The following is a 12351-nucleotide window of genomic DNA, read 5'->3' on the forward strand; positions in this document are numbered from 1 at the left end:
TTTATCAGCAGCTCTTGCAGCCGAATGTGTGCTCGGTACGCTCAATGATGTTGTCCTGAACTTCCTTCGCCAGTGTGACGAAATGAGCGCTGTATCCGGCAACACGAACGACAAGATCTTTATGCTTCTCCGGGTGCTCCTGAGCATCGATCAGCGTTGCGCGGTCGATGACATTGAACTGTACGTGCATACCCTTGTGATCGAAGTAGCTGCGAACAACCGCCGCGAAGTTCTGAAGACCCTCATCGCCGGCAACGGCAGACGGAGTGAACTTCTGGTTGTAGAGCGTACCGTTGGAGAAATACTCGTGATCGAGTTTTGCAACGGAATTGGTCGCTGCGGTCGGGCCGCTGACATCCTTTCCTGCTCTCGGGGATACGCCGTCTGCAAGCGGTGTGGTTGCGAGACGTCCGTCCGGAAGCGCTGCTACGTCCTTACCGAAGAGAACGTTTGCGGATACCGGATAGCATCCTGCCTGGAACTGACCGCCGCGCGGGTTGGTGTATTTCTCTACTTCCGCACTGTAGATGCGGGCTACTCTTGCGGATACATAGTCAACCGCGTCGATATCGTTGCCGTACCAATCGGTCTTCTCCATGATTCGCTTGATATCCATGTAGCTGTCACAGCCGCCGGATGCCGGGATGCTGCGGTTCACTTCATTCGTTACCGCCGCGAGATCCACGGAACCGCTGCTGGTCAGGATCTTCTTGACGATCTCGTAAACCTTCTGCTCATCGGTTGCCGCAGAAGTTGTGCCGCCGCAGCCGCAGCTGTGCTGGGATTCGAAACGCTTCTCTGCCTGTGTGCAGCTGTCTACCGGATAACCGAAGTTGTGATCCAGCGCTTCCTTCAGCTGAGCCGGAGTGATCTCCTTATTCTCAAATACATGCTTCTGCATCGCGTAAACCGAATCGCCGACATCGACAACGCCGAATGCCTGCGGGCCGGTGAAGTTGTAGATCGCGCCGCCTTCTTCCACGGTCTTGCCGCGTCCGATACAGTCGTCCACCAGAGCGGACAGGAACGGAAGCTGATCTCTCTCCATGTGTGCCAGATCGACGGCATTGTCCGCCTCAACGAGGTGATATACAAAGTAGTGCATCTGCTTCTCGAATGCGGTGAAGAAGTCTTCCGCGCTCTTCCACTCGCTCATCTCGCCGGTTACCGGGCCGAGCTGCTTTGTGCCGACACGGCCGTTGTTCATGGTGATCTCCATGACCTTCGCCACATTGAAGAATGCTGCATCGTGCCAGCCTTCCGTCTTGTGCGGGCACTGCGGCTCTACGCAGCCGATGATGCAGTAGTTTCTCGCATCCTCCAGCTTAACGCCGCGGTTGACAAGTGCCGGGATGATAACTTCATCGTTGTACATCGCCGGAACGCCGAGTCCGAGTCTTGCAAGCTCGCATGCACGGTACAGGAACTCCTGCGGAGAGTTCTCGTGAACACGGATCGAGAAGGACGGAGCCGGAAGGCGTACATGTGCGCAGGCCTCCATTGCCATGTAGGAAATCTCATTGGTAATGTCGCGGCCCTTTTCATCCTGTCCGCCAACACCGAGGTTCTGGAAGATCGCATATCCTGCGAATGCCTGATCGGAGATCGCATCTCTGGTCTTATTCAGATCGTTCAGTTTTACCCAGATGCAGTCGATCAGCTCCTGAGCGAACTCTCTGGAGATGGATGTATCGTTCTTCAGGAACGGATACATATAGGTATCGAAACGTCCCGGGGAAATGGAGTGGCCGGAAGATTCGATCTGGAGCATCAGCTGTACAAACCAGAAGGCCTGGCATGCCTCATAGAAGTTGGTTGCGCCGTTCTCCGGAACGCGGTCGCAGTTCTCGGCAATCTTCAGAAGTTCTGCCTTTCTGACCGGATTGAGCGATGTCATCGCCATCTCTCTTGCCTTATCCGCATAGCGGTGCGCAAACTTGATCGCTGCGGTATACGTGATAATGACTGCATTGTAGAACTGCTGCTTCTTCATGTAGGACGGATCCATTTTGTCCATCTTCTCCATGGCTTCCACAACCTCAGCGATGACGCCGCGGAATCCCTTGTTCAGGATCTTTCCGTAGTCTACGCAGACATGTCCTACACCGCCGTAGTAATAGTTTCCTACGGTGAATACGCCGTTTGCCTGGCACTCCTTGGTCTCATCGGACATATAGGAAGTTGCCAGATCGCTGACGGTCTTGCCCGGCCAGTACTGGAATGCCTCATGGAGCTTCGCCGCAACATCCTTCGGGATCTTGAACGGGTCTGCCATTCTGGTCTCCATGGTGTCGAACTCCGCCTCTACCCAGTCGTAGGAATACTCCGGAGAGATCTGGCAGGAACGCGGATGAACGGTGAGTGAGCCGACGATCAGCTCGTCATCACGGATGGTGACCGGGAGCTGTGTGAACAGCTTCTCCACTACCTTTGCACGGCGCATAACATTCGGGAGACCTTCCGTCTCTTTGTACGCTTCCGTTGTCAGTACGGCTCTTTCCGCTTCCACTTCCGGAAATGCGTTGACGATGACATTGGCCAGTCGTTTGATTCTGTCAGTCGGTTCGGTAAAACCTTTTGCAATCATTTGTAAAAACCTCCTCTTTTATTTCCTGAATATCGTTTTACGGATATCATGACAAACTGTTTTTCGATGGGTTCCTCCGTCACGCAAGCGCCTTCGCGCAGGCATCGACAGCCATCACCGCCAGAACGCCGCCGGTTGTGCTTCCCAGAAGATTCACCACCAGCTGATAGGTCCAGTCGACCTTCTCGCCTTCCTTGCACGGAATCGGAAGAATCGCAAACCAGATGCTGCTGAACACCGAACGCATGGCGTTCATGGAAAAGCCGGTCAGGTTCAGTGTGTAGGACATGTAAGCGACTGCCGCAATGCCGATGGCACCGATCTGAAGCGCCGCCGTCTTTCCGTCCGTTGCCCGGACTCCGCCGAGCACCAGGAACAGGAATGTAAATGTCGCACACACTTCCTGAATGAAGTTCAACGGCATGTTCTTTTCCACCGGATATGCGGAGAAGATTCCGCGTTTGCTCATACCCGTGCTCGCCTTAAAGCTGTCGTAAAAGTTTACGACGGTAAGTGCGACCGCCGCGCCCGCTGCAAGAAATTCCATCAGCAGGAATTTTGCGGCCTCCTCCGCCGTAATTCCCCCGATCAGAAGCTGTCCCACAACCACACCCGGATTTAACAGGGCCGGTCCTCCGAGTACAACGGCCAGGCAGAGGCCAAAACCGACTGCCAGCGACCACGCGGTCGACAGCTCCACGTAATTCAGCTTGCTGACCTGTGTCTTCTTCAGGCAGATATTGCTCATGTAGGTGTATCCGCCCAGAAGAAAGATCAGACTTCCGACAAATTCTGATAAGTAAACCATTTTCCCCCTTCTTTCACTTGCATCCGATCAATATGTTTCCCTTTTCGTTTGAGTCAAATCCCCCACAGCAGGCTACCGGTATACCTCATCTGTCTTTCACTGTCCGCCCCCGGAGGGGGAGGGAATTTTTCTCTGCGGAGCGGTTTCCCCCATTGCCGATCCCGCGTCCGCTGTCCAGAGATAAATTAACAGATCTGACCATTCGAGGACAGACAGCGTACAGACCGAAAGTTGTAAATTCCTCACCTGGCATTTTTCCGGGTATTTGCCGTGTGAACTTAATAATATTTTTTATATTTTTTGTTTTTACGGGTAGGTTTAGAAATGATTCAGACAAAAGAAAAAATCCAAACCCGAAACGGATTTGGATTTTACATATCTGTTATATTCTTTTGTTAATAGTAGTGATATTTTGACCGGTAACGAACGATCATCCACCACGTCACCAAAAGGGTACCTGTCTCCACGGCGATCACCACCGCCCAGAGCGACTGTCCGCCGAAGATCAGCGGTAGAATCAGAATCAGCGATACCTGCAGCACCACGGAACGGATCAGCGAGAGCAGTGCAGAGACCTTTCCGTTTCCGAGTGACGTAAAGAGAGCCGATCCGAGCACATTTAAGCCCATCATCACAAAGGACAGATCATAGATGCGCATACCGGAAACCGTGAGGGAATAGAGTTCCGGATCATACCCGACGAAAATCTTTGCAAGAAGACCGGCGAAGACTTCCGCCAGAATCGTCAGGATGACGCCCGCGGAGGCAATCAGCACCAGACACCGCCGGAACAGATTCCGGAGTTCCTCCCGGTTATCCGCTCCATAGTGATAGCCGATGACCGGCGACACGCCCATGGCAAACCCGAAATAGATGCCGACAAAAACAAAATTAACATACATGATGACTCCGTAAGCTGCGACGCCATTGGTCCCCATGTATGTCAGAAGTTGTCTGTTCAGAAGCATGCCGACGATCGAAGCGGATGCATTCGACAAAAATTCACTGGATCCGTTGGAACAGGTTTGAACAAGCGCCGACAGATTCCACCGCAGTCCGCCGAGACGAAGGACCGACGAATTCGGAAACATAAAATATACCAGCGGAATCACGCCCCCGACCGTCTGGCTGATGACTGTCGCCCATGCCGCACCGGGAAGTCCCAGTCCGAGCACGCCGACCAGCAGGAAATCCAGAATGATATTCGTCACACCGGCCGCCACCGTAACCCGGAATCCCATTTTCGGCTTTTCCGCCGCAATCAGAAAACTCTGAAACAAATGCTGCAGCATAAACGCCGTGTTGCCGACCATATTGATTCTTGCATACAGAATGCTGTACGGCCTCAGTTCTTCCGTCACGCCCAGGATCTCTGCCACCTGCGGCGTGATCACATATCCGATCACGGACGTCACAAGACCGATCGCGATCAGGACATAGGTGATCAGGGAAAATATCTCATTGGCCTCTTTTACTTTTTTCTGTCCCAGCTTCAGCGAGACCAGCGCGGTTCCGCCGGAACCGAACATGAATCCCACCGCCGCGAGAATCATCAGGAATGGCATCATGATATTCAGCGCGGCAAAGGGAATCGCTCCGGCATAGTTCGATACGAAATATCCGTCCACGATGCTGTAGATTGATGCAAAAATCATCGTCAGGATCGACGGTCCGGTAAACCGAAGGAGCCGTTTATAATCGAAATGATCCGACAGACGGATCGCTTCTCTCTGTGTCATTGTTTCTCCTGCACTCTTACTCTGTAATCCCCATCTTCTCTCCGTAGATCATCACGGCGTTGCGGACGCAGTCCTCACAGCTGCACAACGGTTTTCCGTCCGTCATCGTCTTCAGATCGCCGCACTTCAGCGCGCCGCAGCGGCGTCCAAACTCTTCCTGGATCTGCTTTGTCATGCCGAGGGTTCCTCTTCCCTCCGTCTTCAGTCCGGTGATCATGCCCGCTCCGATGAGGGCGCCGCAGGTCGCCTGAAGATTTCCCATGCCGGCGCAGAATCCGGCCGTGAGCATTCTCAGCTGCTCCTCCGAAAGTTCCGTCTGGTCTGCCAGCACCGTGGCCACCGCCTGTGCACAGTTGCATCTTCCGCTCAGTTTTAACTCTACCGCTTTTTCCGCTCTTTCCTGTATTGTCATTTCATTTCATCCTTTCCAGGCTTTCTTTTCCTGTTTGTTTATCTGTTTTCTTGTCTTGTTTTCCTGTTTTCTTTTTTGCTTTCTTTTCCTGTTTTCTTTTTTATTGTTATCCGTTTTCCGGATCATAGCGGTTTACCGCGTTCCATGGAATTACTTAAGGCATCGTATTCCTATGCTTTTTCCGTTTCCGCCCTTATTCTGCGGGCCTCGTTTTATTTGCCTTCAGCCTGCAGATGCCCTGCGTCATGGTTCCCATCGGACAGAAGGAGCACCAGGTTCTCTCCTTATACAGCGCCATCACGATCAGACCGATGAGGGTGGACGTCAGCATCAGACTGTAGAAGCCGAATGCAAACTGTGCGGTCCAGACCGGAAGGACGCTTCCGTGATATGCCCACTCCCACGGAACCCGGAAGGTCCAGAACAGCTTGATCGCCTTCTGCAGAGATCCCGCGCCCGCAAAGACCATGTATGTCTGGAACAGCATATTTCCGAACATTGTCAGGAAAAATACCAGAAAACCGTACCGGAATCCGGTGGATGCCATCCAGCGCGGGGCGGCCTTCCCCCGGGAACATTTCAGTTTTCTTCCCAGCACCCAGAAGAGCTGTCCTCTTCCGCACATGTGATTGCAGAACCATTTGTTGCCGCCGGCAACCGCAAAGATCAGCGGCAGGATAAAATCGATCATGCCGAGCCATGCAAACATAATATTGAAGAATCCGAGCGCAAAATACACGATGCTCCAGATCCACAGATAATCATACCAGTGTGTGTATTTCTTATTTGCCATCTGTGACCTCCATTACTTCCACTCGGATTGATCCCGCCGGACAGGCCTTCTCACAGATGCCGCAGCCGACGCATTTCTTCAGGTCAACCGCCGCCCAGCAGCCGTTCTCAATCACAATTGCCTCCCTTGGACACTGCAGTGCGCAGACGCCGCAGGCAACGCATCGTTTCCGATCGTTTACAGCACGTTTCATTTTCTACCTCATTTCTTAACCGATTCTTCCCGTTTTCTTTCCGTTTTCTTTCCCTCTTCTTACTCTTTGCCGCTCCGGAGCCATAATTTCAACTTGCGATCTCCGGAAGGTACTACTATTATATGTGGTATAGAAAATATATCAAGCACCATTTTTATATTAATCTGGTACGGAAAATCTTACCGTCACTGCGGTTACAGAAAGGGACAGGATACCGAAATGAAAAAAGAACCATTGTGCAGAGACATCGCCGGGGAAGGCTGCGGACTCAAGAAAGTGCTGGACCTTGTCGGCGGGAAATGGAAAATTCTGATCCTCTGTGTCATCGATTACAATGAAGTCGTTCGCTACGGCGAGCTCCGCCGCACAATCCATGGGATCACCAGCACCATGCTGTCGCACTCCTTAAAAGAACTGGAAGCGGACGGCCTGGTCTCCCGGATCCAGTATGACGAGATGCCGGTGCGTGTGGAATATCAGCTGACCCCAAACGCAAAAAGCCTCATCCCCATCCTTCTTCAGCTGAAGCGATGGGGTGAGGACAATCTTTGATTCAGAAATTTCGATTGACAAAATGAGGCTTCGAGCGGACGGCCCGTCCGTTCTCTCATCCGATTCCCATAATGACCCGGATTTCGTCTTCCGTTTTTCCGAGCCGGAATACATATGTTCCGATCAGGACTAGCTGTTCAAAACTGATCCGGCCGGCGTGATAGGCCTCTCTGGACGACTGAAGCGTCTGCACTGCCGCCGCGTCAGCCTTCTCCGGCACCTCCGGTACATCCTGCGTTTCCGCCTTTGCCGGAGCCGCGGGATTCTCCGCGTCTTTGTGGTGCAGCGTTTCCGCCTGACGGATCATTTCACCGATCATATACTCCGTCAGATACATTTTCCGGATTCCGAGACCATAGCGGATACGGAACGCCTCCACTGCGACATCTTTTGTCCTGCTGCTGATTCCGATGATGCAGATATCATTCTCGATGGTCAGCGGGAAGATTCTGTCTTCACACAGCCTGCGGTAATCAAAGCGCTCCGGATCTTTCCACAGTTTCAGACAGCGGACTACCTCATCCGGAATGAACTGAATATGTTTTACATGAGCAAGGGCACGCACCATCTGTTCTTCCGTAATCACGTTCCTGCGGATCAGATACTCTCCGATCTGCTCACCGTGCTCCTTATCCACCTGCCCGAGACAATCCCGGAACTGCTCCGCGGTGAGATATCCCTGACAGATCAGCACGTCTCCGATCATCCGGCGATACCTCCGCAGCTGATGCCGGTTCAGAAACTCGTGATCGGTCTTCGCCCATTGGATCTTTCTGTTTTCCTCCGGCGCGGCACCGGCCTCTCCGCTCGTCTTTTCTCCGCCCGTTTTTTCTTCGCCTGCGTTCTCTTCGTCCGTCTTCTTTTCTCCTGTTCTCTTCTCTCCGAACAGTTTCATCCGAACCGCCTGCAACGTCGCCGCAAAATTGATAATGTTTCCGTAAATCAGCCGAATCGGAAAAAGCGGCGGAAGAAGACAGCCGAAAAAGACGCTTCGCATGCCATAGACGCAGAACAGCGCATATCCCCGGAAAATCTGCCGGATGATCATCATCACAAAGACCGCCTCCGCCATGTAATAAGCCGGCGTACCTTCCCGGTACAGCGGTTCCAGTCCGAAAGCAGCGGCAAAAAGACAGTAGATCGACACCAGATATCCCACAATCGGAATCAGATTCACCACCTTGGCCTTCAGATCCTTATAGAACGAATACCGGCCGGCAAAAGAGACCCCGTTGGCTGCAAACACATCCTTCATGCTGACGGACTGCATGGTAATCCCGTACGTCCACCGCGTCTTCTGGCGAACCGCCGCGGCAAACGTATTCGGAAACATGGACCGGGTTGTGAGAAAATCCATGCTGACTTTTCCGTTTTTCATCACCCGGGGCAGCCGGTTCAGAACATAATAAAGCGGTATCCCCTTCTTATACAGTGTCAGTGACAGCAGATAATCCTCCGTCAGACTCTCCGACGGAAGCACATCCCGATCTCCGAATTCCGCAAGACGTCTTCCGGAAATCGCAAATCCTGTCCCGGCACAGGGCACAAACGCATGGAGATTTCTCCGTCCAACCAGCGAGATATAGTGATTCTCCGCAAACTCATCGGCATAGGTCGCCGTCGTGATCTGCCGGAAGAAATTGCGGAACCGGGGCATCTCCATAATCGGAAATACCGGAAACTGCAGCGCATCATGCCGGTCAATCAGATAATTGGTTGCGAGAAGTTCGTATGTGTGGATGACATCCTCCGAATCGTGAACGGTCAGTGAGGCAAACCGGATCTTCCGCTCTTTCTCAAACAGGTGAATCTGACGGATCACATGGTTGATATTCTGCGCCTTCGTCGTCGGACCATTCTGACAGTTGACAATCGGATGCACATTCGGATAAATCTGTCTCATCTTCTCGACCGCCGCGATCGTATCCGGATCGTTGGGATAAACGCCGACAAACAGATGATACATGGACTTCGGATAATCCGTGGTGTTCAAAAAATTCGTAATCACATCGCCGATGACATTTGCCTCGTGCCATGCCGCAATCGTAACCGCCAGCATCTTCGGCGGAGTATTCCGCAGTTTCACAAAGTCCAGTTCCTCATCCTCGCCGTTCCGGTGATACCGGATCCCGGCAAGAAACGAGTAGAGAAACCAGATCGAATCATCAATGCCGCAGAGAAAATACAGCAGTATCATAATGAATCCGACCGTCCGTACAACCGTCTCCCATTCCATAAATCTTTCCCCGTCTTCCCTATCTCATACGCTTCTGCTCTTTGATGCAGGCCTTACAATAATACTTGTTATTTTTCTGTTTTTCAACCGTTTTCATCAAAAAGCACGAATGATAAAACATTATATGATTCCGTCCACACCGGCGGCAGGAACCGGACGGATCAAACCGCCCTTTACTGCCCTACCCGGGAGATAATCCACTTGCCGGAAAAATGACTGTAATAAAGCGAAAACTGTTTTTTTCGCCCAAAAATACTGGCGGAGCAGGAGAAGGTGATGCCGATATTATGCGGCTCCTGATCCGAGGAGAGAATACGGTCGATCCGGACCGTGACCAGCTCCCCGTTCCGGTCCAGAAACCGAAACCGCAGCGGAGTGATCTTCCCGGTGGTATCAATACAGGCAATCACCTGTATGGGTATATTCGTATACAGATAGGAATCCATGCGGAAATCACCTCCTGTCTTCTGATTTGACGTTCTGACGCTGTCGTTTGTCCCGTTCTCCTTTACTGTGGCAGTCACCATTCGGCCGACGCCGGATTCCGACGCTGTCGTCCGTCCCGTTCTCCCTCACCGTCGGCACGGGTCTGCCCGGAACGGTATTCTTTTCTTTCTCCGTATACTCAGACTATATAATATATCGAACATATGTTCAATATTAAAACTGCATAAAATTTCAGAGATTTTTTTAGAATCAAAAGCGGGCCGCGGATCGACCAAAATGTCAATCCGCGGCCCTGCCGCTCACTTCTTATAGAAATTTTACTTTTTCACAGGAAATGCATAGCACTGTCCTATGTAAGAACGATCACAGTTTGAATTTATTAACTTCGTTGTTCAGGATGCCCGCCTGTCTGGTAAGTTCCTGGCTGGCAGCGGCACTCTCCTCCGCTGTCGCGGCATTGGTCTGAACGACGCTGGAGATCTGGTCGATTCCCTGCTTCACGCCGGAAAGCGACTGCTGCTGGTTATCGGTTGCAGCAGTGATCTCCGCAATCAGGGTAACCGCCTTCTCCGTGGATTCCTGTGTGCTCTTCAGGAAGTTTGCCGTCTGCTCGGTGAGACGGTCGCCGTTCTGAACCGCCTCGATCGTCTCAGTGATCAGGTTGGAGGTATCCAGAGCAGCCGTGGAAGACTTGCCGGCAAGGTTGCGGACCTCATCCGCAACAACCGCAAATCCCTTTCCTGCCTCACCTGCTCTCGCGGCCTCAACGGCAGCGTTCAGAGCAAGAATATTGGTCTGGAATGCGATGTCATCAATGGTCTTGATGATGGACGAAATGCGCTGGGACTTGTCGGTGATATCCTGCATTGCGTTGCGAAGATCAACCATCTGCTCATTGCTGGAGTTGATCTGCTCCTCCGCACTGTGAATCTGTGCCTCCGCTGTGCGGGCATTCTCCGCCATCTTGACCGTTTCCTCATTGATCTGGTGAATTTCAGCAGAAAGCTCTTCGATGGAGCTTGCCTGCTCGGTAGCGCCCTGGGCGAGACCCTGTGCGCCGTCGGAAATCTGGGTCGCACCGCCTGCCACGAGTTTCGAGGAATCCATAATGGATCCGACAACGCTGCGAAGCTGCTCGATCACATTTTCCATGTTGCTCTTCAGGCGGCTGAACTGTCCGACATACTCCTTCTCCAGTTTAACGTTGAGCTCACCCTGTGAGATATCGGAGAGTGCTTCCGCGATCTCGTCGATATATCCCTGATAGTTCTGCAGCTGCTCGGTTGTCCTGCTGAACGCAACGGCCAGCTGACCGATTTCGTTTTTCGTTTCCGTCGGAAGCGATACGTTGAAATCTCCGTCTGCGATGCTCTCAGCCGCATCGGTAACCTTGCGCAGCGGAACCGTAATCACGGAGCGGATGACCAGAAGAAGCGCGATGACAATGACAGCGATGATCACAACCATGATGAAGTAGCAGATCTGCTGGAACTTTCTCAGCTGTGCCAGAACATCACGCTCGGTCACGGTGGAATAGAGGATCCAGCTCGTATTCGGAACCTGAGATGCAGCGACGTAATATGTATCCGAGCCGCTCTTGAGTTCCATCTGACTGCCGACCGTCACTTTTGCCACGGCCTCCTGAAGGAGGGTGTTGCCGGACTGGGCAACATCTTTTCCGTTTACCGCCGGATCCGGATTGCCGAGAATCATGCCGTTGGCAACGATGGCCGTCATACCGGTACCCATGGGTGTCAGGGTCTTTGTCTCATTCGCGATCTCATCGAGGAAGATATCAATTCCGGCCACCGCGGTAGAGCCGTCGCGAAGATTCATTCTGCGCATAAAGGTTACGCAGAGTTTATTCGACAGGGCATCAACATACGGTGCGGTTTCGGTAAAGGTGGTGCAGTTTAATCCGTTTTTGTACCAGTCTCTGGCGGTCGGATCATAACCTTCCGGAACCTGAGCGTAATCGGCATAGTACATCTCACCGTTTGAAAAACCGGTATAAATGCCGGCGTTCTCCAGACTTCCCATCTTGTTGGACTTACTCATGAACGCCTGGTATGCCTCATGATCGGCAAAATCGGCGGATTCCGCGGAAATCGCATACGACTCGCCGCGTGAGACAACATCATTGACTCTTGCGCCGAAACGCTCCGCATTATAGTCGGACTCCAGCTGCAGATTCCGGATGGACTGAGCCTTAATCTGGGATTCCGCCTGTCCGCTGAGGAACAGGATAATGAATACGATACTAATGACGGTGATCGGAAGCAAGATAAGAAGCAGGGTGGTGCTGATGCTGTGCAGTGCGCCTCCGCGTTTTTTGCTTCCAGAATTTGATTGAAACAGTTTCATTTTTTTCTCCCCATTTTCATTACTGACTACCATAGGTTTATCAAGTTGCACTTATGGAGTTTATCGGCATAATTTTGTTATATATAAAGGTGATTATTAACAGAATCAAAAGAACGTCCCAATTCACAAAACTCTGATAGAATCGGATTCGTGCGAAAAAACCGCTGTGCCGCAAATCCTCCAACGCTGAATTTCCCTGAAATTCATGGCATTTTGCGCC

10 protein-coding genes are annotated in these 12351 nt (G+C 52.1%); 1 reads left to right on the forward strand and 9 read right to left on the reverse strand.

Features of this window, described 5'->3' with window-relative positions:
• Window positions 1-4: 4 nt before the first annotated feature.
• From BR86_RS0100305 to BR86_RS0100335, 6 genes are all read right to left on the reverse strand, one after another.
• The gene (locus tag BR86_RS0100305) at window positions 5-2587 is read right to left on the reverse strand and encodes a glycyl radical protein (RefSeq protein ID WP_031471036.1); all 2583 of its coding nucleotides are present in this window, start codon (window positions 2585-2587) and stop codon (window positions 5-7) included.
• 79 nt (window positions 2588-2666) lie between these two features.
• A complete protein-coding gene (locus tag BR86_RS0100310; RefSeq protein ID WP_031471037.1) occupies window positions 2667-3395 on the reverse strand; it encodes an aquaporin in 729 nt (242 codons plus the stop codon).
• 395 nt (window positions 3396-3790) lie between these two features.
• Window positions 3791-5134 carry an MATE family efflux transporter gene (locus BR86_RS0100315; RefSeq protein WP_031471038.1) on the reverse strand — a complete coding sequence of 448 codons (1344 nt, stop codon included), beginning with the start codon at window positions 5132-5134 and terminating at the stop codon, window positions 3791-3793.
• Between the two features lie 16 nt (window positions 5135-5150).
• The gene (locus tag BR86_RS0100320) at window positions 5151-5546 is read right to left on the reverse strand and encodes a C-GCAxxG-C-C family protein (RefSeq protein ID WP_031471039.1); all 396 of its coding nucleotides are present in this window, start codon (window positions 5544-5546) and stop codon (window positions 5151-5153) included.
• A gap of 193 nt (window positions 5547-5739) precedes the next feature.
• Window positions 5740-6339, reverse strand: coding sequence for a 4Fe-4S binding protein (locus tag BR86_RS0100330; protein WP_031471040.1), 600 nt, complete (start codon window positions 6337-6339; stop codon window positions 5740-5742).
• Complete coding sequence (locus tag BR86_RS0100335) at window positions 6329-6532, reverse strand: 4Fe-4S binding protein (protein ID WP_031471041.1); 204 nt, start codon at window positions 6530-6532, stop codon at window positions 6329-6331. The genes BR86_RS0100330 and BR86_RS0100335 overlap by 11 nt, the downstream gene beginning before the upstream one ends.
• A 219-nt stretch (window positions 6533-6751) precedes the next feature.
• Here BR86_RS0100335 and BR86_RS0100340 point away from each other — a divergent pair, with 219 nt between their 5' ends.
• Window positions 6752-7084, forward strand: coding sequence for a winged helix-turn-helix transcriptional regulator (locus BR86_RS0100340; RefSeq protein WP_031471042.1), 333 nt, complete (start codon window positions 6752-6754; stop codon window positions 7082-7084).
• Between the two features lie 55 nt (window positions 7085-7139).
• Here the strand turns inward: BR86_RS0100340 and BR86_RS0100345 are convergent, their stop codons facing one another.
• The 3 genes from BR86_RS0100345 to BR86_RS14925 form a co-directional block, all read right to left on the reverse strand.
• Window positions 7140-9320, reverse strand: coding sequence for a glycosyltransferase (locus BR86_RS0100345; protein ID WP_051684479.1), 2181 nt, complete (start codon window positions 9318-9320; stop codon window positions 7140-7142).
• Between the two features lie 173 nt (window positions 9321-9493).
• Window positions 9494-9766 carry a hypothetical protein gene (locus BR86_RS14410; RefSeq protein ID WP_074648916.1) on the reverse strand — a complete coding sequence of 91 codons (273 nt, stop codon included), beginning with the start codon at window positions 9764-9766 and terminating at the stop codon, window positions 9494-9496.
• 364 nt (window positions 9767-10130) lie between these two features.
• A complete protein-coding gene (locus BR86_RS14925; RefSeq protein WP_051684480.1) occupies window positions 10131-12131 on the reverse strand; it encodes a methyl-accepting chemotaxis protein in 2001 nt (666 codons plus the stop codon).
• Between the last annotated feature and the right edge of the window lie 220 nt (window positions 12132-12351).

This window comes from [Clostridium] aminophilum DSM 10710, assembly GCF_000711825.1.
In the GTDB taxonomy this organism is placed as follows: domain Bacteria; phylum Bacillota; class Clostridia; order Lachnospirales; family Lachnospiraceae; genus Clostridium_R; species Clostridium_R aminophilum.

What these genes read in the sequence shown, in the direction of transcription:
- BR86_RS0100335 (WP_031471041.1), bottom strand. Translation starts at nt 6,532, where the DNA reads ATGAAACGTGCTGTAAACGATCGGAAACGATGCGTTGCCTGCGGCGTC.
- BR86_RS0100320 (WP_031471039.1), bottom strand. Translation starts at nt 5,546, where the DNA reads ATGACAATACAGGAAAGAGCGGAAAAAGCGGTAGAGTTAAAACTGAGC.
- BR86_RS0100305 (WP_031471036.1), bottom strand. Translation starts at nt 2,587, where the DNA reads ATGATTGCAAAAGGTTTTACCGAACCGACTGACAGAATCAAACGACTG.
- BR86_RS0100310 (WP_031471037.1), bottom strand. Translation starts at nt 3,395, where the DNA reads ATGGTTTACTTATCAGAATTTGTCGGAAGTCTGATCTTTCTTCTGGGC.
- BR86_RS0100340 (WP_031471042.1), top strand. Translation starts at nt 6,752, where the DNA reads ATGAAAAAAGAACCATTGTGCAGAGACATCGCCGGGGAAGGCTGCGGA.
- BR86_RS0100330 (WP_031471040.1), bottom strand. Translation starts at nt 6,339, where the DNA reads ATGGCAAATAAGAAATACACACACTGGTATGATTATCTGTGGATCTGG.
- BR86_RS0100345 (WP_051684479.1), bottom strand. Translation starts at nt 9,320, where the DNA reads ATGGAATGGGAGACGGTTGTACGGACGGTCGGATTCATTATGATACTG.
- BR86_RS0100315 (WP_031471038.1), bottom strand. Translation starts at nt 5,134, where the DNA reads ATGACACAGAGAGAAGCGATCCGTCTGTCGGATCATTTCGATTATAAA.
- BR86_RS14410 (WP_074648916.1), bottom strand. Translation starts at nt 9,766, where the DNA reads ATGGATTCCTATCTGTATACGAATATACCCATACAGGTGATTGCCTGT.
- BR86_RS14925 (WP_051684480.1), bottom strand. Translation starts at nt 12,131, where the DNA reads ATGAAACTGTTTCAATCAAATTCTGGAAGCAAAAAACGCGGAGGCGCA.